We start from the raw sequence: 23,375 nt of genomic DNA, 5'->3' as shown, positions 1-23,375 counted from the left end.
ATAAGTTTTTATGTCTGGAAATTGTAACTTTACCCTCTCTTGTCATTTAATCTTCGGCCAGCTTCCTATGGAAGTATAAGCCCAAAAAATATGGTAAGAAGAAGGTTGAAAATCGCCTATACGAACAGCATTTGGGAGAAGATAGAAAATCTGTAAGAAAGCGTCCATAGAAGTGGGTACGGTTGATTGGTGGCGAGGTTGTGTTCACGAAATTGTCCATCTTTTATTCTAGTTTTTCAAGACCTGTTCTGTTATAAATAGAGGGGGATAATGATCCACTGCCTAATGACTAAGGCTTGTGAAATAGATGGAAAGAGGAGAATGAATAATGAAACATATAGCGATGCTTTTTGTACTCTTTGCGTTCCTCTTGCCGGTGACGGTAGAAGCGCATACCCATTTGAAAAGTTCGACTCCTGAAGGGGGAGGGACGGTGACTTCAGATACCCCAGTTGTCACATTAACCTTTGACTCCCCTGTACAAGAGCCAAACGCTTTGACGGTGAGTGATCAACAGGGAGAAGAATTCACGATTGAAACGTTCACTCATTCCCCTGAGAATGTCCTTGAATTCGAGGTGCCTGAAGAAGCGGAAAATGGTGAAATCGAGGTCTTCTACAGCATTATAGGTCAAGACGGGCATGTCATGGAGAATACGTTGACATTTAATTATGAGGGTGGTGACAAGGCGGATTCTTCTGAAGAAGAGGAAAAAGCATCTGAAGACTCTTCCGCTAACGAGGGAGAGGAAGCAGAGTCAACACCTGAATCATCGGAAGAAGAACAAAATGAAGCGACAGAGAATCAGGAAAGTGACGGAACTTCATGGTTGTTGCCGGTAATTGCGATTGGTCTACTCCTAACAGCTGGTTTAGTATTCTTAGGAGTAAGGAAGAAATCATGATTTACGCTTTGACAAATGGAGGGCTATACCTTTGCCTTTCCATCTTGCTTGGGGCAGGAATTCTAGCGCTTGTCCCTGAAGAGAGAAAGGTGAAGCTTGCCATCCCGGGAAAAGCTTGGTTTCTCTTTACTCTAGGTATCCCTGTCTTCGCTATGGTGCCGGTTATCGAACTGGCAACATCGCTACAGGCGTATAGGGAAGGGGGCTGGCTGTCCAGTCTTACTTATGTACTGACAAATATTGAAGGAGGAAGGGCCTGGGTTCTTCTCCTTCTTTTAGCTTTGCTCCATATGTTAATTATAAACGCCATTCATAGAAAAAGGGTTGCTTTTGCACTGAGTTTGCTTGTAGTGATCGCCATGATTGTCTTACAAAGTTTAATTGGGCACTCAGCGAGTATGAACTCTGTTCAAGGTGCCGTGTTTCACACGATTCATTTCCTTACGGTCGGGTGTTGGTCAGGTATTTTGCTAGTTGCGAGCTTTTTCGTTACAGAAGAGGGAAACTGGTCGAACTTTGTGGGCTGGTTTACGAAAGTAGCTGTTGGCTGTATGGTATGGATTGCGCTAACAGGGATCTCGATGAGTTTGACGCTGACGGAAAACCTTATCTCCTCATGGATGTTTCCATATGGCCAGGCATTACTAATTAAACATCTTTTATTTATTATTTTGTTGTTATTTGCATTTATTAATGGCTTCCTAATGAAGAAACTAGTTGAGAACCGGCCTTCTTTTTCACCCAAGCGTTGGTGGAAAGCGGAAAGCCTGCTTGTGTTATTTGTTTATACTGCCACCGGATATATGACGGAACAGGAACCTCCTCGGGATATCTCTCAAATGATGAGCGAGCATGAACCATCCTTTCTTTTTCGCAGCTTTACTGTGATGGATGGGTATGGTCCCCTCGTCTTTGCCCCGAATATGCTGAGTTTCCTTTTCTTCATAATCGCGGGGGCGTTCCTATACTTGGCATGGCTCATGGTCAAACGTAATACGGTCGCGGCTGCTCTGATTGTCAGTCTGATGATCGTATGCAGTTTGTACCTTAGCTTTATGAGCAGTGTAGAGCTGCAATAAAAATCGAACGCTTGAGTTTGTAACTCAAGCGTTCGATTTTTATAAATTAATTTCAGATAAAAGCTCTCGATCGTTCAATAGAGAGCCATTTCTATAATCTAATTCAATTTTACATTCCTTTATTTTTCCGCCAATCTTCTCGTGTCAATTTCATATTTATAGAATCTATCCATTCGCCCTCAAACTCTAACTCACTTTCATCTATACTTTCTACAACAAACCCAACCTTTTCATAAACATGCTTAGCTCTTGGATTAAAATCATAAACACTCAAAGTTAAATGATTTAGTTTAGTGTTTTTAAAGACATAATCAATCATCCGTTGGGTTGCTTCCGTTCCTAAACCACGTTCTCTTCCTCTTGGTCCAATAAGTATTCTAAAATTCATGCTGTTATTTTTCTCGTCATAGGAATTAATGACAACTTCTCCCACTAAGATGTCTTGGGATTGATCCACAATAGCAAGATCTAAGCGATCTGTTTGTTCATTTCTTGTATTGTACCAATGATAGACGGCATCCCTATCAAAATCTGGAGCACTTCCTGTCCGTTTTCATACTTCGGAATCCTTTAAACATTCCTCCATATAAGGAAGGTCATCGCATTTAAAAGGTCTTAGAATCATTTTCTCCCCCACTATAAGTGGTTTCTGACCCAAATTCGCCATTGCTTTACCCTCCATTATAAACATTTAACATTATGGTTACTTCTATAGGAATAGACACTAATCCTTTATATCCCATTCAATTACCTCATTTGTAATTAATATTGATCAATAATTAAAGGAGCATCCGTTTTACATTCCAAAGAAAAGAGGGAGATAAAGGAAAACGAGAGAAAAGGACGAATTTAAAAAGGTGGGGGATTCTTTTTATTTAGAGTCTTAGGTAGCTAGGGTTCACATCTGATTCGTGGAGCATTAGAACATATTAAAAAAATAGAACGAGGTGCTTTGCATGTTTAGTTTGCTGAATATCGGCAGTCTTGTCCTTGGGTTAATTGCCTGGATACTTCCTCTCATTCATTTGCTTGGTGATCACAGACGATCCGCTTTGAAATGGGGCATTTTGAGTCTAAGTGCTTGTGCGGTGTCCTTGTGTCTTCAACTTTTCTATACGTATCACCTAGTCTCGATAGAGGATTGGTCGGCCCTTATGGATACAACAGGTGCAGTGGCGTCTGTGGCAGCGGTTCTTCTCATCGTTACGCTCCTATTAAACGCTATGAGCTTGATGGTGAGTAAAAAGAGCGCAGCCAATTAAGATCATTGATTTAGTGAAAAGGAGCGGCAGAGTCACTGATATTCCCTCATTGCCGCTTGGATCGCTTTTATATAAGCATGGAAGGCTTCGGTTTCGTTAGAAGCATCGTTTCTTGATTGAAAACGGATATCCCCGTTTTTAAAAAAGGCTTTTCTCTGTGCCCGCGTAATTTCAATTTGTACCCCTTGTTTTGTTTTCGTTTTATTGACGTAATTGGCGGGGTGGTCACCATCGAGATGTTCAGGGGCTTCTTCGACTGAAAAACCTTTTTTCTCTAAATGTTTTTTTACTAGCGCCTTGAGCTCTTTGTCCAAACCGCCGATGAATGTTTCACGTTCTTCCCCCGATGTCCCATGAATGGAAATGTGATGCCTAGCTTTTGCGACCATTTCCAAAGCCTGTGGTTCATCAAAGTGAGTGGATGTAATATGCAGGTTGCTGAAGTTATTTGAGGTTAACCTTCCTTTGAAAGAATAGTAAGGATAAGAAGCTCCAGCAATGGCTTCTGCTAAAGTGGAAGTGGTTTCTTCGATTCCACCGCCATGGATCGCGCTGACAAGCCAGCGATCATCGCCGTACGTGCTTTTGACAACCTCCCAATCTTCTCCTTCTTCATAAACCTCTGTTAATTCATTAAAGGAGCAAAACCGATCGTCTTGACACGCGTTAAGGGAAGCCTCTTCACTGTTTTTATTGTTGAAAAACCATAGAGCTGCCGTGGTTGTTAAAAAAATGACTGCCGCTAATAAAAATTTTATGTACATAGGGCGACTCCTTTCTTCTATGGGGATCTTATCAATCCTTTCTTCATGGTAACACTAAAATGCTTGAACGATTATTTCCATTCTAATTGACAATAGTCCAAAAAGACTGTCTATTTCAAGTGGAAGACATGCTATAATTTAAAATGGATCGTGCTTTTGCCAATTGAATAGGGTGTCGGCTAACCCCAGAGTAAAGGGGGTGATGCCTCTGAGTATGTATGAATCGTTGATGGTGATGATCGCATTCAGTTCGTTCATCGTGTCCGTTCTCGGCTTAGTTGTCGCGATTTTACGCATAAAAAAATAGACTCCCTATTCTGACGTGAATGCGGGTGAGTCTATTTTACAGGCTGCGCCCTTTGGCAGAAGCGCTTATCCGGGAGGACCGCAGTGCCAGCTGTGGTCCTTTTCTTATGTGTATCCTTTATCTGCCTTTATCATACCACATTTTTTTGAAAATAGCTAAAACAGTGACAGTAATTTTACATAGAAAAAGCTGTCGAGGTTATCTCGACAGCCTGATTTCTATGAGTATTTTCAAATTAGCAGATGGAATCGTTCGGATTCGGGTTTTTCATGCCGAACAGCGGACGCAGGAACAAGGCAAGATAGGTTCCGATGAGCGCCATGATCATCCATACCCAGCCGTGCAGACTGAAGGAAGCGATACCGCCGAAATAAGCACCAATGTTGCAGCCGAATGCAAGACGTGCGCCGTAACCCATCAAAATTCCTCCAATGATGGAAGCCGTTGCTACGCCTGGTTTAATTTTTCCTGGTTTGAAGTTGCCCTGGAAGCTTGCCGCAATGAAGGCACCAAGAATGATTCCGAAGTTCATGACACTTGTAGAATCTGCGAGTACGGTTTGGTTCAGTGGAGCCGCGTCGTCCGCCCAGTATGTCCAGCTTGCTACATCAACACCGAACATTTGGATGAACTTGGATCCCCACAGGGCGAAGGCTGATGTGATGCCCCAAGGATTTCCGCGAACGGCGAGTGTGATCGCGTTCAATACGGCTAAAAGTACAGCCGCAAGTAACAATGGCCAAGCCCCGCGCCACAATTTTTTAAGACCTGTGGTCGTTTTAAGTGGTGCCATTTTCGGTGGATTCTTTTTCTTGGCGATTTTAACGGTGATGCCGTAAATGCCGAGGAAAATGGCCAATTGCAAGATCCAGCCGCCGAAGTATCCAAACCCTGTGGATTCCGCAAGAGAAATCGCAGGCAGGGAAGGGGTCTCGCGCCAGAACCCGATATGGTAGGCTCCAAGCACAGAACCTCCGATGAATCCGAGCAATGTCAGGATCATGGATGATTTTCCGCCCCCAACGGTGTACAGCGTCCCTGAAGCACAGCCAGAACCAAGCTGCATGCCGATCCCGAAAAGAAAGGAACCGAAAACAACGCTCACACCGACAGGGAAGACATAGCCTGCAGGGGCTGTGCCTGTAAAGCTGAAACCAGTGGCCAAAATAATGGCAAACAAGGTTGTGGCAACAGCGAGCATCAACATGTGCGCCTGAAGTCCCTGCACATTTCCGACGGAAATCAGTCGTCGGAAGGCACTAGTGAAGCCGAATCTTGCGTGCAGAAGCACGAGCCCGAAGGCAAGTCCGATTAAGAATAGAACCCCTTGGGTAAAAGTAGTGACCGAAATAATTGTTATAAATAAAAGCAGAGAAACGATCGCGCCGATCCAGACCAATGGTTTCTGAACTGGATCTAAAGGAGCGATGACAGTAGAACGATTCTTTTCTTGAACCGTTTCGGTGACAGTCTGCTGTTGCATGTTATTCCTCCTAATTCCTATTTGTTTACTTTGATTTTAGAACTTTGGATATTATAACGGAGACTCGTCTATTTGTAAATCTTTATGCATACAATGGTTGTACAAAGAGAATAACCCTCAGCCTTTCGTAGAAGGAACACGATTCAAAGAGGACAAGTGGTTCATTTAAAGGCTAGACAGGATGATCGATCACATTTATTGGAGGGATGTCTTATACCTGTCGTTCGCTCATATGTCACTCGCTGGTTTTTCTTTGTTTGTGCCAAAGCAAACCGGAGAACTTCCCGGCGTACATCCGGCGTACCTCCCCCTACATAAAGGCTGATCCGAAAGCGACGCTCTTTAGGCGTGGCTTTTTTGTTGCGGTTTAACGAATGGGAGGGGATTTAGTTAAGAGCTAGAAGATGTATGAGAAAGAATTTTAAGATTAAACTATAAAGAACCTGGGTATTTAAGTAGTAACTACATAGCTGGAGGAGTGTTCATATGGCGAAGAAAAAAGAATGGCACGTTATTTTTTTACTGGACAGCAAACGTGTGGTGACTCATGATCTTGAATTAAGTGAAGAGATGGATGAACGTGAAACTTCCGAATTTATTATCAAACAGCTGGACCGTGGAACATGGTGGTTTTTAGAAGATGGTGTGGCGCTTCATACCCGTGGTGTGGAAAGCTTTTACTTAGATAAATGCGCGCGCCGGACAAGATTCAGCCGAGACTAATAAAAAGCGGCTTCCTTATTATATAGGGAGCCGCTTTTAAAATATAAGAAAAAGGATTAATTCAGAATTTCTACTTCAATCTGCTGGCGCCCGTAGTCAAGGGCGTCTTCTTGCTGGGCTATAAAAATATCGATCCGATGCCCTTCAATATCTCCGCCAATATCCCCTGCGACGGCAATACCATAGCCGGGAACACGGACTTTAGAGCCTAATGGGATGATATTTGGGTCGACGGCAATCACTTTTTGGTCCGGATGGGCACGAAGGTCAATGCCCGTGTAAGTAACACCACTGCATCCTTCACACCAAGCCGTGTAAGCAGTTGCTTCGACAGCTACTGTTCGTTCGACATCCGTTTTGGAAGCATCCGCTAGTTTCGCTTGCTTCTCTTTTTCAGGGAAACGGTCGGTTTCCTTCGTTTTCTTATCTATAGACATTGATTTCGTCTCTATATTTTGAACCGGCTTGTCCCCTTCATCGGCGGACACCGGGAGAGTGAAGTTGATCAACAAAATAGGCAAAAGTAGAAGGGATAATAAGTGTTTATTCATAGGAGAGTCCCCTTTCAAAATTTTCACTCTGCCTATTTTAACAAGGGGGTGTCCCTATAACAAAGACAAAATACCTACAAAACGATTACATTCCTGTGACGAAAGAACCTGGAGCAATCTGAAAAAGAGCCGCTCCTCATCTGCGGCTCTAATAGCTTAACGGGACGTTCCTTTACGTTTACGTCCACAGCATGGTTTTGAGGGCTTTCTCTTTTGCTGATTTTCATTCGCGCGATTGGCCATCAATACCCTCCTCTCAAATGTGAGTGATACCATTTTATGCAGGACGAGAAAAACGGGCCGTGCGCTTTACCTGTATAGCCATGATTTTTTTAAAAAAAGGACCTATGACGTTTACGAAATCGGGAAAAGGCGTGCTATAATAAATAAGGATGGATGAGTTGTTAAAATGATGAAGTGAGAGAAAGGGAGGACGGGACTTTGATCAAATGTCCTCATTGTAACCATGAATTGAATGATGGCGCCCGCTTTTGTTCTCAATGTGGAAAAAACCTTGAACGTGCGTCTGAATCAAATAATAAGGCAAGACGATCGTGGTTGCCAATCATTACACCTGTAATCCTTTTGGTTGTAATGGGGGTAGCCCTTTATTTTGTCTACGATTATCAAAAAGATATCAATCATGAAGTAGCAGCAATGAAAAAAGAAGCCGAAGAAGTGGCGCTCAAAGGGGAGTACAGGGAAGCGGAAAAGTTGCTGGTTGGGGCGATCAACCACCGTCCGGAAGTGGAAGCGCTCCAGAACGAACTGAATCATGTACAGGAAGCACTCAGCTGGGAAAATGAGCTCGAGGCTGTGGGTCAGTTGATTGAAGACGGTTCACTCGAAGAAGCGAATAAGGAACTGTCAGCCATTCAGGAAGCTTTAAGGAAGGAAAACAGTCGTCTCTTAGTGACACTCGTACCTAAAATGAATGAATTGGATTCCAAGCTCACTTTGAAGGAAGTCAATCAGGAACTTTCCAAAATCACTGATGTTGATGAGCTGGCGGCAAAGCTTGATACATTGTCCCATCTCAATTTGGAAGAAGCCTCAAAGGTAAGAGAAAAGATTTACGAGAAAATCATCAACCAGTCAACGAAGAAAGCGGAAGCAGCTGCAGGAGAAAAACGATATACAGAAGCCATCGCCACTATTGATCAAGGGCTGCAGTACGTCTCGAACGATAAAAAATTAATCCAGCTGAAAGAGAGGATCCAGCAGGAAAAGGAAGCCTTTGAGCAAGCGGAGCAGCAAAGGCTGGAAAGTGCGATGCAGCAGGCGGCAAAGGATGAACTGCGTAACGAAACCCAGGCCCTTGAAGTAGTGGATCTATCCATAACGAAAGATGAGTTCGGAGACTACAAAGTGAGCGGTGAGCTAAAGAGTGTTGCCACCCAGATCATCAGTAAAGTAACTGTAAAATACGACATCCTTAATAAAGACGGGAAGGCTGTTCGTTCCGAAGCAGTGAAAGTTTTTCCGAATTACTTAAATCCAAAAGATCTAGGAAACTTTGAAAAGATGCACTATGAATTAGAAGAAGGAGAATACTCTGTCGAAATTAGCGAGATGGAGTGGTTAGTTGAATAGGGGGATGAAGATGAAACGCTCTTGGATAATCAGCCTTCTCGCCACTCTTCTTATCCTTGGTGGCGGAATTGCGGGCGTTTTCTATGTAATACATGCTGTGGAAGAAGATATGCAAGTTTCTGCTGTTCTGGCGCAGCCTCCTGCGGATGATGAAGAAGCGGGAGAAGTACCGAAAGGGACCCAGGAGATTATTTTTGAATCTCAAAAACTTGTCGTCCAGATTGAACTTGAAGATGGAACCGTGGGCTCGGGGTTTTTGTACAATGATAAAGGTGACATCATGACCAATGCTCACGTTGTAGCCAATACAGAAAGTGTGAATGTCAAAACCTCTGACGGGAAAAAGATGCCCGGGGATGTTATCGGGCTCAGTCGTGACGTTGATGTCGCCGTTGTCCGCGTCCCAGGAATGAAAGGGAAGGCCCCCCTTCCAGTCAGGGAGGAAGATACAGCTGAACTATTGGATGAAGTCCTGGCACTTGGGAGTCCATTAGGGCTGCAAAATACAGTCACGCGCGGAGAAATTAGCGGTCTTGACCGTACATTAGATATCGAGCCTTTTCATTATAAAAACCTTTACCAGATATCAGCTCCAATCTCTCCTGGAAACAGCGGCGGCCCGCTGTTGGATAGAAAAACAGGAGAAGTGATCGGCATCAACTCCGCGAAGATGGATGAGGAAACAATCGGCTTCAGCATCCCCGTTGCTGATGTCCTGCCGATGGTCAGACGGTGGAGTGATTCACCGATGCGCTCCCTTCCAGAATTTCCTGAGCTAACCGACCAGGTGACATCTCCTGTCACAGGGACAGATGCTGAACAAGCGAGCTATATGGTGCAGTATTTTTACGATAGCATTAATCAGGGTGACTTCGTTACTGCTTATTCGTTATTGAGCAGCAGCTGGCAGGAGGACATTTCATTTGAAAAGTTCCGCTCTGGCTATAACAATACACTGAGTGTGCAAGTAGATAACTTAGTCGCAGATCCTAAAGAGGACCAGGTTGAAGTTACTGCGTTTTTATCTGCTGAAGAGACGATTGATGGAGAAGTTCAAAAGAAGAAGTATAAGGTCGTGTATCCTGTCAAAAAGGAAAACCAGTCGGTGAAAATTTGGAATGGGACTGGAGAAGAATTGAGCACGAACGAAGAAGAGGAAGCAAAAGAAGAAGAAACAGAAGACTAAAGTAAAAAAAGCATGTGCCTTTTTCATATGGCACGTGCTTTTTTTAAGTGGGAGATTTGGATGATGGGCACGTGATCCTGAAATCCAGAAAGCTGAATACCCGGTACGAAGAAGGAAGAGATCCAAAGGGCACTTTCTCTTGTTACCTTTGGTTCATCTCTATGGCTGCGCGGATGCCAGATTCCACAGCTCCTTCAATCCAGCCATGGTACACCGAGGTATGCTCCCCGGCAAAATGGATTCTCCCTTCCGGCTGAGGGATCACTTCTTCGAGATCCCGACTTTGACCAGGGGTGAATAAAGTAAAGCATCCCGCAGAAAAGGGATTTTGGCTCCAATTATACACAACGCTTTGCAAGTACTCTTCATAAACGATCGATCCGTAGGCACGAGCAAGATCTTCAAGCACTTGTTTGGTGGCTTCTTTATGGCTTAGGCTGTTGAATAAAAGGGCATTTTGCCCCCATGTATAGCTTGCCAAGAGGATACCTGGCCCTGACAAGCCCTGATGGTGACTAGCTTGATACGCGAAACGGGTAGGGAAATCAGTAACAATGTGGCCAAATGGATACTTCTCCCAAAAGCGTGATTTAAATTCGATTCCAATTTTGACGGCTGGTACATTGATGACTTCTCTAATTGCCTGCCATTTTCTCTGAGAGAGACAGCCATAGGGACGAATGTCGATGAACTGACTTGCACTGAAAGGGATGGTTGTGAGCAGAAGATCCGCGGACCAGCATGTTTGTTTTTTAAATCGTTGGTCTTCAGCATAGGCGGTCACCCGGTTATGGTGATGGATGATTTTGATGACTTTTTGATCAAAATATATGTTATCAATTAACTGCGGAAGGAACGCCTGGGGCAGTCGATCGTTCCCACCCTGGATTTCGATGAATTGGGTATCCCCTTTGAAAATGGGGAAGGTGATATCGATTAATATATCCAGAAAAGAAAACTCAGGGAACCCTTCGATGCCAAGCACCACTTTGATCATTCGAACGGCATTACTGGAAAGGGAAGGACCAAAAGGGTTTTCGCGCAGATATTCTCCCATGGAGTAGTCGGAAAATTCCTTTGCTAAGCGATCTTTTTCGGCATCTGTACTGTTCTCATAAATATCCAGAAAAGGTTGGACAGCAGACAGAAAAAGTTCGCTGGCCGTTTTCCCCTGTTCGTGTGGGGCAAGGTCGAATTTTAAAAGATCAGGATTTTGTTCATAGGCTTGTCTGTAAACTTGCTGCCCATTGATCATCAGTAGATCATTCGGATTCGTGTTCGTAAAGGGATTCGTCGAGAGCCCGAACTTTTCAATGTAGGTCTGCACAAGTGTATGATTGGTGGGAATTCTCATGGCACCTGCATCTATGTAATTCCCGTTGCTAAAAGGCTCCCTGATCGTATGAATTCTTCCTCCAACCCTATCATTGGCTTCAAGGAGGATCACTTCATGCCCTGCTTGTTTTAAGAGCGAAGCGGAGACAAGTCCGGCTATTCCTGCCCCTAAAATAAGGACACGTTTTTTCCTTCCTTGGGTCCTCAGCCCATTTGTGATGATCGTTTTATAAACACTTGTATCTTTTCTTCGATCCTTTCGTCTCTCCACCATTGACACCCCCTTTTACTATCTATTCAATAAATGGAAATAAAAGTATAGGATTTTTTTTCCTTTCGTGGTTGTGACATAATCTCTTTCCTTTTTACATGTATTAAAATGGGAGGGGTGCGTCATGTATTATCAACCAGTAAGGCAGGCAAGAGAAGGGGAGTCACGGCTCCTCAAAGTAAACGGGACCGGTAAAGTTCATGTTTGCCCGGATGTAGTGAATGTGAACATTGGGGCGGTCACACAAGACATGAACCTGGAAAAAGCCCAACAGGAAAATGCCCAGATCATGGAACAGGTACGGACACAGTTGATGGCGGCGGGTGTTCCTGAAGACCACATTCAAACGGCCGATTATTTCATTTTTCCGGAATATGATTATGTGGATGGCCAACAGGTTTTCAGAGGCTATCAAGTGACTCATACGTTTAATGTCACGATAGAGGACGTCAGTCAAACAGGCTATATTATCGATACAGCGGTCGCAAATGGAGCAAACCGCATATCAAACTTTGAGTTTACGGTGAAAGACCCGTATCAAAATTATCAGGATGCTTTAAAAGTGGCGCTCCGGAATGCAGGGGCCAATGCTCAGACCATTGCTAGTACATTAGGATTAAACCTTGATCCCACCCCAGTGAAAATCAAGGAAATCGACTCCCCTCCTGCTGTTCCTATGCAAAGTTACCAAAAAAGTGAGGGGCTTGGAGCAACAGCTACACCGATCGAACCGGGGACGTTAGAAACAGTGGCCCGGGTAGAAGCTCATTTTCAATATTTTTCTTGACGATTGAAGAAGAACCACGGTCCGATAAGGATGGTGGTTTATTTTTATGAACCTTTCCATGGGTTTCTTTTTATTTCAAAAAGGATAGATTATGCACAGGACGAAATAAATATGAATATAAAAGTTTCAAAGAAATGGTGTCATTTTTTAAATGGGCACATAAAATATAACTAAAACTAAAAAAGTTGCACTAAGGAAAAACTTTCGTTACAATGGGAATAAGAAAATGTTCGAATTGAAGGAGAGGTACAATGGAAAACTTGTTGTTAGCATTTGGTCTTACTCTCCTTGCTGGTTTAGCCACGGGGGTAGGGAGTCTGATCGCATTTTTTGCCAAGACGACAAACACGAAATTCCTATCGGTTGCCCTCGGCTTTTCTGCAGGAGTCATGATTTATGTTTCCATGGTTGAAATCTTTTTTAAAGCACAAGATTCACTTGTTTCGGCAATGGGGAACGAAGCAGGACAGTGGACGACGGTCGGTGCCTTTTTCGGAGGAATGCTTGTTATTGCATTGATTGATAAATTCATACCTAAGGCAGGGAATCCACACGAAGTGAAAAAAGTGGAAGACATGTCGAAGAGTCAAACAGCCGTTAAGGACCCAGATTTATTGAAAATGGGAACGTTCACAGCGCTTGCGATTGCGATTCATAACTTTCCAGAAGGGATCGCAACCTTTACCGCAGCTTTGAATGACCCTGGGTTGGGGATTGCTATCGCGGCTGCCATTGCGATTCATAACATACCAGAGGGTATTGCCGTCTCCGTACCCGTGTACTATGCGACAGGAGACAAGAAAAAGGCGTTTAACCTTTCATTCTTAAGTGGTTTGGCTGAACCGGTCGGCGCGATTCTTGCTTACCTTATTTTCATGCCATTCTTGAATGACTTGATGTTCGGCATTCTATTTGCCGGGGTAGCGGGTATCATGGTATTCATTTCTTTAGATGAATTGCTTCCTGCTTCAAGAAGGTATGGAGAAGCTCACCTGTCGATTTATGGTGTTGTCGCGGGGATGGCTGTCATGGCTTTAAGTCTCTTGTTATTTATATAAAGATGATGTTCCATTCGTGTTGATATCCAAAACAATAAAGGAACGCCCTCCTGTATGGGATGTACGTGGGTTTCCAGGGAGAAATATACGCAATACGAATGAGCAGACCAAATCGAGATAGGATTTGGTCTCTTTTTTTGTGTGATTTTCACCCTTCATCCGCAATAGGGAGCAAAAATCCATTAGGAGTTTTTATTTGTCTTTAAAACGGAGTCTTTAACAAAGCGCTGTCAGCATTCCTTTTATGAGATTACAATATAACAGGTTTGTCGAAAACTTTTTCCTATTTTTTATAATATATGCTTCACAATAGTGTGCGTCATACACTATAATAAGTTCAGGGGTTGATAACATGAACGATGCAACAGAATATATGGATAAGTTAATGCAAGAATTGCGGCGCGGGACGATTACAATTGGAGTACTGAGTCAACTTTCAAAACCGCAATATGGATACTCACTTGTTACTATGCTTGCTGAAAGAGGCATTCATGTAGAGCCAGGGACAATGTATCCACTCTTAAGAAGATTAGAAAAACAAGGGTTACTCGTTAGTGAATGGGACACGAATGAAACAAGACCCCGTAAATATTATTTATTAAGTGATACAGGAAAAGAAGTGTATGAACTACTGGTAAATGAATGGAAGACTATAGCCCAGCGTTTGAATAACATTATTGAAGTTAAAGGAGAGGGAACAGATGGAGATGATTGATCGTTATATTTATGCGGTCACACAAAAGCTGCCACACTCCCAAAGGAAGGATATTGCAGCAGAACTCCGCGGCCTTATTGAGGATATGCTGGAGGAACGAGTTCAAGGCGGGAACATTACGGATAAAGAAGTAGAAGAAGTTTTACTGGAGTTAGGAAATCCAAGTCATTTGGCACAGAAATATAGGGGAACAAAAAATTATCTTATTGGTCCCGAATTTTATTATTCCTATATTTTGGTATTAAAAATTGCTTTAATTTCGACCGCTTCTGTCATTTTTGGTGTATTCATCATTCAGACAATTATCGATCCAGTTTCTATTCTTCAACATTTTATAGAGTGTATTGTTTCACTTGTTACCGCTCTTCCTTCAGCTTTTGGGTGGACCACATTCGGATTTGCGATCGCAGACTATTATGGAGGGCTTAATCCAAAAGTTTTAAAAACAGGAAATGAGTGGCATCCATCAAAATTAGCTCCTATTCCAGATAAGAATAGACAAATCAAACAATATGAACCCATTATTAATATTTCAGTTTATACTTTATTGATAGCCATATTTGCTTTTTCTAATAACTATTTTGGTATCTGGATTTTCCATGAGGGATTCTCTGGTGTAGTTCCTTTTTTAAATTTAGAACAATATCATTCTTATCTATTCCTTATCCTTATTTTTGGCTTTGGGATCATAAAAGAATGTCTGAAGCTCGTATACGGAAAATGGACAATTATGCTAGTCACTTATATGGCGCTAGTTAATCTTATCTCATTAATAGCCGTATTGATTATGGTTAATGGACCTGCATTTTGGAATCCAAATTTTATGTTTGAGTTAACACAAGCTGATTTACTTACTAAAGGCAGTGAGGCATATAAAACGATACGAATTATTTGGGAGCAATCTACGTTATGGATTCTTGTTCTTCTAGCAATCGGATTAGTTTGGGATGTCGTCTATGGGTTAATAAAGGTAACGAAAAAGTAACGGGAAACGAGATTTTTTAAATAAAATAGAAACGGTTTCCTACAGTTTTGCTCTTTATCCTTCTTAGCTTCTTTTTTTGTTTGGCGTACAATACATTATTGTGGGAAGGTTGACGTGGATTTAAATTTCTTTTGTTGAACATAAGATCCCCTTTCTTTCATAGGTTTCCGAACTAAAAGATTCGTTATGAAACGAAGAGCTACAACATCAAAACTCACTAATCCATTCCCTGTTTTTGTGAATTAAATCGTGTTAATTAAACAAAAAAGCCTGGTACTCTCAAATTTGAGAGTACCAGGCTTTTTTATCGTTCTTTACTTACTGCTTTCTTCAGGAAGTTTATAAACGCCTTCTTCGTCGTGGATTTCATTTCCTACAAGGGCTGGGTTGAACACACAAACGACTCTGAAGTCTGTTTTCGCACGGAGGTAGTGTTTTTCATGGCCATCCAGACAATACATCGTCCCTGGTTTGATTTGATATTTCTTACCGTCCTCCACCGTTTCAATTTCCGCCTCACCTTCGATGCAGTACACCGCTTCGATATGGTTTTTATACCATATGTAGGTTTCTGTTCCGGCATAAAGAACGGTATCATGGAGGCTGAAACCCACGTTATCGTCTTTCAACAAAAAACGGCGGCTCGCCCAGTTATCATCTTTTACCTCGCGTTCTGTTCCTAGCAGATCTTCTAATTTAATGACATTCATACTTTTGCTTCCTCCTTGCCTAAGACGGCTTTAATACTTTCTTCAATGATATCTAACCCTTTTTCAATACCTTCTTCATCAATGATCAGCGGTGGCAGGATCTTCAAAACTTCATCGTCTGGACCGGACGTCTCAATGATAAGACCTCTTTCGAAGGCTGCTTGAGCCAGTTGCCCGGATAATCCTTCCTTTTCACTCGAAATTCCTAGCATGAGCCCACGACCTTGGACTTTCCCCTGTAGTTCAGGATATTCTTCTACAAATTGATTCAGACGTTTTTTGAAAAGCTCACTTTTATTCAGAATAGAATCGCTGAATTCATTGGTTTTCCAGTGGTTCAATGCTTCAGCTGCTGTCACAAAGGCCAGGTTGTTGCCGCGGAATGTTCCGTTATGCTCACCAGGTCCCCAAATATCATATTCTGGCTTGATCAATGTGATCGCCATCGGAAGCCCGCTTCCGCTGATCGACTTGGACAAGCAAATCACATCTGGAGAAATGCCTGCTTGTTCAAAGCTGAAGAATGTACCTGTACGGCCGCATCCTGCTTGGACATCATCGACAATCAACAGGATGTCGCGGCGGCGGCAGAGTTCTTCCACTCTTTTCAGCCATTCGAAACTCGCGGCATTGATTCCGCCTTCTCCTTGTACGGTTTCTAAGATGACAGCTGCAGGCAGGTCGACGCCACTGCCATCATCATCGATCATCTTTTCCAGATAAGTCAGGGAATCGAAATGATCCATATAGTCATCGAAAGGCATCACCATGCTGTATGGGAGCGGAATGCCGGCACCATGACGCTTGAAGGCATTTCCTGTTACAGATAAAGCACCGATCGTCATGCCATGGAAAGCATTCGTGAACGTCACCACTTTTTCACGGTTCGTCACTTTTCTGGCAATTTTAAGCGCGCTTTCAACGGTATTGGTTCCTGTAGGGCCAGGAAACATAATTTTATAATCCATATCTCTAGGCTTTAAAATGACCTCATTGAACTGTTGCAAAAATTCTGCTCGGGGATTTGTGGCCATATCCAGACTATGCAAGAGTCCGTCACGTTGAATATATTCGGTCAATTTTTGCTGCATGGCATCATCGTTATGGCCGTAGTTCAATGCCCCAGCACCTGCGAAGAAGTCGATGTACTCATTTCCATTCTTATCCCATAATTGATATCCTTTTGCCTTATCAAAAATGGTAGGGAAGCTTCGGCTGTAGCTGCGCACCTCTGATTCATAATTTTCGAATACATTCAAGTCTGTTTTCGGATTAGAAATAGTCATAAAAATGAGGTCCTCCTATTTTTTTAGTGGTCCAATTCTGAATGTGTTTTCTTGTTCATGTTCTTCTCCTGGAAAGTCCTCTTCTTTAAAGCAGACACTAATGGAGCAGGGTACCTTTTTCTTTTCAGCCAATCCTTTGAACAATTTCTGCGAAGGTTGATTAGAGGGTGAAACCGTGGCCTCAATAAAATTCACTTCATGACGATCCAAAATATGATCAATCATTCTTGTTGCGAGTCCATTTCCCCGTTCTGTTTCAGCGACGGCAACTTGCCAGATAAATAATGTATCAGGAGAAGAGGGGTGAATGAAGCCTGAAATAAATCCCACTGTCTCTTCTCCGTCTTTCACCACCACTGAGGTTTCACTGAAAAATTCACACCAAAGAAGGTAACTGTAGGATGAATTCAAATCCAAGATCGGGATATTCTCGATCAACTCATACACTGACGCCCCATCTGATTTTTCTGGTGCAGAAAATTGATAGTGTTTGACATCTTCCGTAGTTGTTTGAATTTAAACCACCTCTGGGATTTTATTTTTCTGAATGTTCTGCCAAGTGTTCAATTAGACATTAATAAAGCCTTACCATAAAGTCAAAGTCGCTTAACTACGGTTTTTCAAGCAAAGATGTGCTCAGACGTACTGAATAGTAAATTTCAAGGCGAATTCTTCAGCAAAGTTCCGAATAATCCTTCATTCTCTATTTTTTAAAAGGCCGCTGTCTAAAACCCTTATTCTATGAAGGGTTTAGATATTTGGAATTATTTTGCGAAATTTTATGAAATAATTAAATCGGCTTATATGCCTCCGGGGACGTTTTTCACCGTATTTGCGAAAGTATAGAAAAATAGTTTCAAAGCAAAAAAGAGGTGTCTTTTTCAATCCATCACGGGCTTCTATCCCGCTGCAGAGACGGCTTTGCTTTCAGTTGGGAGCCAGGAGCGATTACTTAATAAGAGGGAGGATCTTTTTGAAAAAGTCTTCTGAAAATATACCAAAATGAAACGGAACTATTTTGTTGCCGTAATTATGATGAGGGGGAGACGATCCACAAATGAATAGGAAAAGGCTGTCAAAATGATAGGGATTAGTGGGGTGAATCAGATATAACTCAAACTCTAACAGGTGTAACAGAAGGTGGACCTTTTTTGATAAAGGAGGGGAACCTATTTCACTTGAGAATACTAGTGTGATATTTATATAACCACTGAATGGAAGGGTAATCAGAAGGCCAAGAAAGAGAAAAAGAGACGTATTTAATGATTAAATGAACCAGCATTAATAAGTTGTTGGTTAAATGAAAGATATTCTCTTGGTATAAGTTACTATACTATAGTAAAGACACTTATTTAATAGCATTTTCTTGATAGGGAGATGGTTGTGATATCCTTGAACTGCAAGTTTTCTTCTCGAAAACGATTCAATAGAATAGAGGGATATCGTGAATACAAAAATATCAAAGGTTTATGAATGAATTGCTAAATTAACCAAACCTTTACATGATTTACATCACACTTTATATCCAGACTACTTTGCGGAATATAACTACGAGGCAATGAAGAACTGTTTAATAGAAAAATGAAGCAAGAGAATGTTCTTTTTCTTGTTATAGAATTTTTGAAAAAAAGGTCTTCTATCTCGAGTTCAAGTCTTTCGACTATTGGGAGGCGATGGCTTAAAAGTGCCCTTATTACATCATCATAGAGGTGATCACGAATATAAACTTTTAAACTCACTGGCGGATCGATAAGATTGGTGGGGGAAAAAGTTAATAAAGGTTGTTTTCAGTATTCGTTTTATATTAGTCAATCTAACGTTCTTAAAAGAGAGGAGGGGGCAATAGCTTCTATTGGGCTAAAGAAACAGGATAATCCAATAAGATATTGGGGGGATTAAGGATGACAAATACAATGAGAAGGCTCTTCTTTTCGCTACTGGTTTTATTTTTACTGAATGGGTGTTATTCAACGAATGCTAATGAAGATCTATTTGATTTTAAAGGTTCGTTCATCGGAGATAATAGTGCGGTAGGAAACATAGTTAAGCATTTACCAAATGGGGAGCATCTGAAGGGGTTTGAACTTAAAACTAAAGAAGAACCGTATGGAATAATTTTAAATTATGAAGGCATAGAAGCAGAAGAAATAGAAAAGAAGTATAAGGAAACAGCCATTTATAATGCTACATTTATATTTGCGTTAGTTCAAAATGCAGAATGGGTTACATTTAAATTTGAAGATCAGGTCTACCAATTAACTAAAGAAAATTTGCAACATTCATATGGTGCAGATTTAAGTGATTATTCGAGTGAAGATGACCTGAAAAAACGAATACAAAAATATTTAGAGGATGAAAATAAAGGAAGCGAGATATTGTAACAAGGGGTGGATTTAATCTAGTTTATAATAACTGGATTGTTACCTTTAAGATTGGTGAAGAAGGTTTTATGAAGAATGAATCAAACCCTGTCCTAAATTTGGGACAGGGTTAAACTTTGTCATTCACAAATATACTACCTTCATCAAAAATTCTCATTGGAGCCTTTAGTAATGTTTAAACCAAGATGTAGTTCCATTCTGATTTTACACTCGACAAAAATTATAGACTTTTCTCATTAACTCCGTTCAATCTAATATTTCAACATATCCTTCTGTGCCATTGATCCGAATTCTTTGCCCATCATTGATTTCTTGCGTAGCATTTTCAACCCCAACGACGGCTGGAAGTCCGTATTCCCGCGCAATAACGGCACCATGGGTCATCAAGCCACCGACCTCTGTAACTAAACCTTTTAACGATACGAACAACGGGGTCCAGCTAGGATCGGTGAAAGTTGTTACCAGGATATCGCCTTCTTCGATATCAGCATCCTCCATTTTCAATAGGACTCGGGCTCTTCCTTCAATAGTGCCAGATGAAACCGGGATTCCCGCCAATGCCCCTTCTGGAACGTTTTCCGTGTTGTATTCGCCGAAAATAACCTCCCCTTCAGATGTCATTAAACGTGGAGGTGCTAATGTTTCATAATAGTCGTAAGCTTTCTTTCTTTCGGTAATTATCTCGTAATCAAGCTGTTGGGTGCGGACGACCTCTCTGAATTCTTCAAAGGATAGATAATAGACATCTTCCTTTGATTTGATGATTCCCTTTTCAACAAGCTTGGCAGCCTCATTCATTAATGCTTTTTTATAGATAAACATACGGCAGATCCAATCATATTTTGGATATTCCCGGTAACCGATATGATTACGCAGAACGCTGATCATTTTCTTTGTCTTTTTGACCTTTTTCTTTCCGTTGGGCAGCTTTTCCAAACGTCTTAAGAGATCGTGCTCCTTTGCTTCTGCCTCTAGACGCCCCTCTTCAAATTTCGTTATCCGTGCATTTGGCTCGAAGTTTTTGATGTTGCTCAGAATAATAGGGACAAGTAAAGAAGGCTTTTCCCACCAACGGGTTTTTGTGATGTCAATTTCACCTGAACAGCGCATGCCGTATTTATCAAGATAGTTCTGCATCGCATTCAGGACAGCCGTTCCGCCTTCCAGCTTCGGCAGCTCTTTAAAAATGTCTCCGTCCTCCGCTTTTTCAAAATATGCGATCACTTCCGGATATTGCCGCGCGACATCGGATACATCAAGGAGTGCAAGCCCCATTTCAGACGTCACATTGTTAGGGACCGATTGGGATAAGGTATCGGCTACGTTCTTTTCGCCCAGCCATTTTTCAATGTTCTTATTGATCCGGTGCGCAGTGACCATCGCAGTTGTGATGACGCCTAGACTCCGTGGGTCAAACATAACTCTTTTTAATTCTTTTTGACCCTCTATTATCCATGCAAATAATTCCTCCCCTGATTTGTTTTCGATTTCGCGCTGAACCGTTTTTATCGAATCCGCACTTTTATCAATAAGCTGTTTGACAAGCGAAGGGTCATTCTTCTGGTAAATCCTCAGTGCATGAACAGGCAGTGACCAGGAAAGTTCTTCGGAACCTAATGTGAACATCCGCTTTCCTTTAGGGAGGGATTTGATAAGGTTTTCCCGTTTTAGCAAATTGGACAGGGCGTTATACATCAAGGGATCGTTCTTTCCCATGGTTTTGAGGCTGATTTTCCGTCCGATTGGTGATGCGAGATCATGCGTTAAATCGATAAACAGTCTTCCACCGGCAGTGATCACTTCGTAATTCATAAACTCGAAAAAGGACATGCCGAGTGGATAGATGGGTTCTGTCATCATCTGCTGGTGTCCTGCTGACAAATAAACCCTTAGTTGGCCATCATTCTTCTCAGGAAGTGGGAATAGCGTAGTGATCGGACGACTCTGAACAATGTAGATTATATCGTCAGCCAGGCACCATTCGATATCCTGCGGAGATCCGAAGTAGTTCTCGATCTCCCTGGCCATCCGCTCCAAACTTATGATCTGATTATCCGTCAGGGTTTGTTTATTCTGTCGGTCATAGCCAAGTTCACATTCTTCTGTACCGCCGTTTTTCAAGGCGTAAATAGCCGTTTTTTTAGAAGAAATTGTTTTTTCTAGAAGTTCGCCATCCCGCACCTTATAGTTATCGGCGGTCACGATTCCGGAGACAAGTGCCTCTCCCAAGCCAAAGCTTGCATCAATGGACACCACCTTTCGGTTGGACGTGACTGGATCGGCCGTAAACAAAATTCCAGAGGCTTGCGGAAAAACCATCCGCTGGATAACCACAGACAAATAGACTTTGCGATGATCGAAGCCGTTTTGGATACGATAGGTCACGGCCCGATCTGTAAAAAGGGAGGCCCAGCAATTGCGGACATGTTCCAGGATGGCCTCTTTCCCAATGATGTTCAAATACGTGTCCTGCTGCCCGGCAAAGGAGGCATTCGGCAGATCTTCAGCCGTCGCACTCGAACGGACCGCATAAGCCTCTTCTTCCCCAAGCTTTGTGTAACAACCGACAATCTCTTCCACAATTTCTTTCGGGATTTTTGCATTTTCGATCACACTTCGGATTTTCCTGCTTATCTCCGTGATTCGCTCTCTATCCTCCAGCATTAATGTAGAAAGCTGATCGAGCAAATCAGCGATTTCCGTGTTTTGGTTGATGACTTTTTTATAAGCTTTCGTCGTGACACAGAAGCCTTCTGGAACCTGGATACCATCAAATTGTGCCAATTCTCCCAAGTTCAATCCTTTACCACCGACCAGAAGCAGATCGCCTTTCTCGATCTTTTGAAAATTGAGTACATAGTTACTCATAAGTCAGTCCTCCTCTCATTTCCTTAGGGCTATCCATCTTTTTTTCCTATCGTTCAATTCCATGTCGAATCATATCTAAAAAACGATTTCTTTCCTCAAGAAGGCGCTGGTTATAGCTCGTATCAAATTCAACGTGTTCGTTTAGATCTGATACTATTTTCTTTTCGAAATGCTTCATCGTCATCATGATCAGTTCGAAAGCCTGTTCACGATTCACCCCATCTCTCAGCGGAACTTTTTCAAATAATTGTTTTAGGAACTGATCCCTGGCTGCTAATTGTTCTCCGTATTTTTCCTTAATTTCTGTACTTACCTCAGGAGGAGGGGCAGTGAAAGCTTCCATTGTCACTTTGTATGCATGGGGGTTTTTTTGAAAATGCTCGAGTTTTATGAGGCTGATTTTTTCCTTCGCCTCAAAGAAATCGACACATTCTGAAAGCTCTGTTAAGGAAAGTTTTGCTTTTAGCGTTTCGAAGCAATAGTCAAGGACGGATAGATATAATGCTTTTTTGCTCTTAAAGTGATGAAAAACCAGGGGTTTCGATATTCCTGCAGCTTCTGCCAGCATCCCAGTCGAGGTCTTTTCATACCCATGCCGGGCGAAGATAACAAGAAAAGCTTCTAGAATCTTTTCTTTATCGTAAAGCTGTAAAGGCAAATGGATCACTCCTTCCTTATTTACTGATCAATTGGTTAGTAAGATTATAGTTTATGCTGACCGACCAGTCAATATAACTAGGTTTTAATTGGATGTGCTCCTGTCACTCCCTTTCAAAAACCTAACGTTTTAATAATCGGGCTAACGAGAGGGAGATTTGTTAATCTCTAGGGGAGACGAATCCAGAAGATCGGGGTCTTATTCTTTATGTAGGGTCATCTTTTTTTGTGGTGAAACATTGATAAAAATTAAAATTAAATTATACATTGAAAGCCGTGTTTCCAGCCTCATTATTAACCAATTTTTTAAGGAGGCTAATCGTCGCAAGACTAAAACTGAAAAAGAAGAGGGTAGGGTAAAGGAAGGATAGGGGTTTATATTAGGAATGATCAGAGGAGTACGCAATTTGGAAGTTCGGTTGGTAAAGCTGAGTTAATATCTACTTCATGTCTTTCAAAGAGAGGATTAT

At 42.1% G+C, this 23,375-nt stretch carries 21 protein-coding genes and 1 pseudogene; 12 read left to right on the top strand and 10 right to left on the bottom strand.

Annotated features, from left to right (window positions below):
- Positions 1–328 precede the first annotated feature (328 nt).
- Together BLW54_RS14560 and BLW54_RS14555 are read left to right on the top strand one after the other, a co-directional pair.
- Positions 329–904 carry a copper resistance CopC family protein gene (locus BLW54_RS14560; protein ID WP_035510613.1) on the top strand — a complete coding sequence of 192 codons (576 nt, stop codon included), beginning with the start codon at positions 329–331 and terminating at the stop codon, positions 902–904.
- Positions 901–1,983, top strand: coding sequence for a CopD family protein (locus tag BLW54_RS14555; RefSeq protein ID WP_074735406.1), 1,083 nt, complete (start codon positions 901–903; stop codon positions 1,981–1,983). Before BLW54_RS14560 ends, BLW54_RS14555 begins: the two co-directional genes overlap by 4 nt.
- A gap of 109 nt (positions 1,984–2,092) precedes the next feature.
- On the opposite strand, the pseudogene BLW54_RS20990 reads toward BLW54_RS14555, so the two are convergent.
- Positions 2,093–2,500: pseudogene (locus BLW54_RS20990) on the bottom strand (GNAT family N-acetyltransferase); the annotation flags it as partial.
- A gap of 439 nt (positions 2,501–2,939) precedes the next feature.
- On the opposite strand from BLW54_RS20990, the gene BLW54_RS14545 reads away from it, so the two are divergent.
- Positions 2,940–3,245: a hypothetical protein gene (locus BLW54_RS14545; RefSeq protein ID WP_074735403.1), complete on the top strand. Its 306-nt coding sequence runs from the start codon at positions 2,940–2,942 to the stop codon at positions 3,243–3,245.
- A 32-nt stretch (positions 3,246–3,277) separates the two neighbouring features.
- On the opposite strand, the gene BLW54_RS14540 is transcribed toward BLW54_RS14545, so the two are convergent.
- Positions 3,278–4,009: a poly-gamma-glutamate hydrolase family protein gene (locus tag BLW54_RS14540; protein WP_074735400.1), complete on the bottom strand. Its 732-nt coding sequence runs from the start codon at positions 4,007–4,009 to the stop codon at positions 3,278–3,280.
- A 202-nt stretch (positions 4,010–4,211) separates the two neighbouring features.
- On the opposite strand from BLW54_RS14540, the gene BLW54_RS20985 reads away from it, so the two are divergent.
- Positions 4,212–4,316 carry a putative holin-like toxin gene (locus tag BLW54_RS20985; RefSeq protein WP_146813494.1) on the top strand — a complete coding sequence of 35 codons (105 nt, stop codon included), beginning with the start codon at positions 4,212–4,214 and terminating at the stop codon, positions 4,314–4,316.
- A gap of 235 nt (positions 4,317–4,551) precedes the next feature.
- Here BLW54_RS20985 and BLW54_RS14535 read toward each other — a convergent pair whose 3' ends face one another.
- Entirely contained in the window at positions 4,552–5,799 is a 1,248-nt protein-coding gene (locus BLW54_RS14535; RefSeq protein ID WP_074735398.1) for a YeeE/YedE family protein, read from the bottom strand.
- A gap of 486 nt (positions 5,800–6,285) precedes the next feature.
- Here BLW54_RS14535 and BLW54_RS14530 point away from each other — a divergent pair, with 486 nt between their 5' ends.
- Positions 6,286–6,522, top strand: a complete 237-nt coding sequence (locus BLW54_RS14530; protein WP_035510619.1) for a hypothetical protein — start codon at positions 6,286–6,288, stop codon at positions 6,520–6,522.
- Positions 6,523–6,578: 56 nt separating this feature from the next.
- Here the strand turns inward: BLW54_RS14530 and BLW54_RS21245 are convergent, their stop codons facing one another.
- The gene (locus BLW54_RS21245; RefSeq protein WP_074735395.1) at positions 6,579–7,073 is read right to left on the bottom strand and encodes a 3D domain-containing protein; all 495 of its coding nucleotides are present in this window, start codon (positions 7,071–7,073) and stop codon (positions 6,579–6,581) included.
- Positions 7,074–7,514: 441 nt separating this feature from the next.
- Between BLW54_RS21245 and BLW54_RS14520 the strand changes: the two genes are divergently transcribed.
- Both BLW54_RS14520 and BLW54_RS14515 read left to right on the top strand, forming a co-directional pair.
- Positions 7,515–8,666 (top strand): zinc ribbon domain-containing protein, encoded by a 1,152-nt coding sequence (locus BLW54_RS14520; protein ID WP_167358824.1) that lies wholly within the window; start codon positions 7,515–7,517, stop codon positions 8,664–8,666.
- 10 nt (positions 8,667–8,676) lie between these two features.
- Positions 8,677–9,852 (top strand): S1C family serine protease, encoded by a 1,176-nt coding sequence (locus BLW54_RS14515; RefSeq protein ID WP_074735389.1) that lies wholly within the window; start codon positions 8,677–8,679, stop codon positions 9,850–9,852.
- Between the two features lie 142 nt (positions 9,853–9,994).
- Here BLW54_RS14515 and BLW54_RS14510 read toward each other — a convergent pair whose 3' ends face one another.
- Complete coding sequence (locus BLW54_RS14510) at positions 9,995–11,461, bottom strand: flavin monoamine oxidase family protein (protein ID WP_074735387.1); 1,467 nt, start codon at positions 11,459–11,461, stop codon at positions 9,995–9,997.
- Between the two features lie 121 nt (positions 11,462–11,582).
- Between BLW54_RS14510 and BLW54_RS14505 the strand changes: the two genes are divergently transcribed.
- The 4 genes from BLW54_RS14505 to BLW54_RS14490 all read left to right on the top strand — a co-directional run bounded on the left by BLW54_RS14505 (position 11,583) and on the right by BLW54_RS14490 (position 15,003).
- Positions 11,583–12,245, top strand: coding sequence for an SIMPL domain-containing protein (locus BLW54_RS14505; RefSeq protein ID WP_074735384.1), 663 nt, complete (start codon positions 11,583–11,585; stop codon positions 12,243–12,245).
- Between the two features lie 251 nt (positions 12,246–12,496).
- Positions 12,497–13,303, top strand: coding sequence for a zinc transporter ZupT (zupT, locus tag BLW54_RS14500; protein ID WP_035510625.1), 807 nt, complete (start codon positions 12,497–12,499; stop codon positions 13,301–13,303).
- Positions 13,304–13,655: 352 nt separating this feature from the next.
- Entirely contained in the window at positions 13,656–14,018 is a 363-nt protein-coding gene (locus tag BLW54_RS14495) for a PadR family transcriptional regulator (protein ID WP_035510628.1), read from the top strand.
- Complete coding sequence (locus tag BLW54_RS14490) at positions 14,005–15,003, top strand: HAAS signaling domain-containing protein (protein WP_074735381.1); 999 nt, start codon at positions 14,005–14,007, stop codon at positions 15,001–15,003. The genes BLW54_RS14495 and BLW54_RS14490 overlap by 14 nt, the downstream gene beginning before the upstream one ends.
- Positions 15,004–15,317: 314 nt before the next feature.
- Here BLW54_RS14490 and BLW54_RS14485 read toward each other — a convergent pair whose 3' ends face one another.
- The 3 genes from BLW54_RS14485 to ectA are packed head-to-tail and all read right to left on the bottom strand — an operon-like array spanning position 15,318 to position 17,515.
- Positions 15,318–15,713 (bottom strand): ectoine synthase, encoded by a 396-nt coding sequence (locus tag BLW54_RS14485; protein ID WP_035510631.1) that lies wholly within the window; start codon positions 15,711–15,713, stop codon positions 15,318–15,320.
- Entirely contained in the window at positions 15,710–16,999 is a 1,290-nt protein-coding gene (ectB, locus tag BLW54_RS14480; protein ID WP_074735378.1) for a diaminobutyrate--2-oxoglutarate transaminase, read from the bottom strand. Before ectB ends, BLW54_RS14485 begins: the two co-directional genes overlap by 4 nt.
- Positions 17,000–17,014: 15 nt before the next feature.
- Positions 17,015–17,515 (bottom strand): diaminobutyrate acetyltransferase, encoded by a 501-nt coding sequence (ectA, locus tag BLW54_RS14475; RefSeq protein WP_035510634.1) that lies wholly within the window; start codon positions 17,513–17,515, stop codon positions 17,015–17,017.
- A gap of 1,385 nt (positions 17,516–18,900) precedes the next feature.
- Between ectA and BLW54_RS14470 the strand changes: the two genes are divergently transcribed.
- Positions 18,901–19,380 (top strand): DUF4825 domain-containing protein, encoded by a 480-nt coding sequence (locus tag BLW54_RS14470; protein ID WP_074735375.1) that lies wholly within the window; start codon positions 18,901–18,903, stop codon positions 19,378–19,380.
- A gap of 246 nt (positions 19,381–19,626) precedes the next feature.
- On the opposite strand, the gene ppsA is transcribed toward BLW54_RS14470, so the two are convergent.
- Together ppsA and BLW54_RS14460 are read right to left on the bottom strand one after the other, a co-directional pair.
- Complete coding sequence (ppsA, locus tag BLW54_RS14465; protein ID WP_074735372.1) at positions 19,627–22,248, bottom strand: phosphoenolpyruvate synthase; 2,622 nt, start codon at positions 22,246–22,248, stop codon at positions 19,627–19,629.
- Between the two features lie 46 nt (positions 22,249–22,294).
- On the bottom strand, positions 22,295–22,915 hold the full coding sequence (locus BLW54_RS14460; RefSeq protein WP_231622426.1) for a TetR/AcrR family transcriptional regulator: 621 nt from the start codon (positions 22,913–22,915) through the stop codon (positions 22,295–22,297).
- Between the last annotated feature and the right edge of the window lie 460 nt (positions 22,916–23,375).

The organism is Halobacillus karajensis, from assembly GCF_900108515.1.
GTDB lineage: Bacteria > Bacillota > Bacilli > Bacillales > Halobacillaceae > Halobacillus > Halobacillus karajensis.
The sequence above is the reverse complement of the archived record's forward strand: the minus strand, read 5'-3'. Positions and strand labels throughout refer to the sequence as shown.

Coding starts and splice junctions, on each gene's coding strand:
- BLW54_RS14545 (WP_074735403.1), top strand. CDS start 2,940: ATGTTTAGTTTGCTGAATATCGGCAGTCTTGTCCTTGGGTTAATTGCC.
- BLW54_RS14490 (WP_074735381.1), top strand. CDS start 14,005: ATGGAGATGATTGATCGTTATATTTATGCGGTCACACAAAAGCTGCCA.
- BLW54_RS14560 (WP_035510613.1), top strand. CDS start 329: ATGAAACATATAGCGATGCTTTTTGTACTCTTTGCGTTCCTCTTGCCG.
- ppsA (WP_074735372.1), bottom strand. CDS start 22,248: ATGAGTAACTATGTACTCAATTTTCAAAAGATCGAGAAAGGCGATCTG.
- BLW54_RS21245 (WP_074735395.1), bottom strand. CDS start 7,073: ATGAATAAACACTTATTATCCCTTCTACTTTTGCCTATTTTGTTGATC.
- ectB (WP_074735378.1), bottom strand. CDS start 16,999: ATGACTATTTCTAATCCGAAAACAGACTTGAATGTATTCGAAAATTAT.
- BLW54_RS14540 (WP_074735400.1), bottom strand. CDS start 4,009: ATGTACATAAAATTTTTATTAGCGGCAGTCATTTTTTTAACAACCACG.
- BLW54_RS14515 (WP_074735389.1), top strand. CDS start 8,677: ATGAAACGCTCTTGGATAATCAGCCTTCTCGCCACTCTTCTTATCCTT.
- BLW54_RS14510 (WP_074735387.1), bottom strand. CDS start 11,461: ATGGTGGAGAGACGAAAGGATCGAAGAAAAGATACAAGTGTTTATAAA.
- BLW54_RS14555 (WP_074735406.1), top strand. CDS start 901: ATGATTTACGCTTTGACAAATGGAGGGCTATACCTTTGCCTTTCCATC.
- BLW54_RS14535 (WP_074735398.1), bottom strand. CDS start 5,799: ATGCAACAGCAGACTGTCACCGAAACGGTTCAAGAAAAGAATCGTTCT.
- BLW54_RS20985 (WP_146813494.1), top strand. CDS start 4,212: ATGCCTCTGAGTATGTATGAATCGTTGATGGTGATGATCGCATTCAGT.
- BLW54_RS14495 (WP_035510628.1), top strand. CDS start 13,656: ATGAACGATGCAACAGAATATATGGATAAGTTAATGCAAGAATTGCGG.
- BLW54_RS14505 (WP_074735384.1), top strand. CDS start 11,583: ATGTATTATCAACCAGTAAGGCAGGCAAGAGAAGGGGAGTCACGGCTC.
- BLW54_RS14485 (WP_035510631.1), bottom strand. CDS start 15,713: ATGAATGTCATTAAATTAGAAGATCTGCTAGGAACAGAACGCGAGGTA.
- zupT (WP_035510625.1), top strand. CDS start 12,497: ATGGAAAACTTGTTGTTAGCATTTGGTCTTACTCTCCTTGCTGGTTTA.
- BLW54_RS14530 (WP_035510619.1), top strand. CDS start 6,286: ATGGCGAAGAAAAAAGAATGGCACGTTATTTTTTTACTGGACAGCAAA.
- BLW54_RS14470 (WP_074735375.1), top strand. CDS start 18,901: ATGACAAATACAATGAGAAGGCTCTTCTTTTCGCTACTGGTTTTATTT.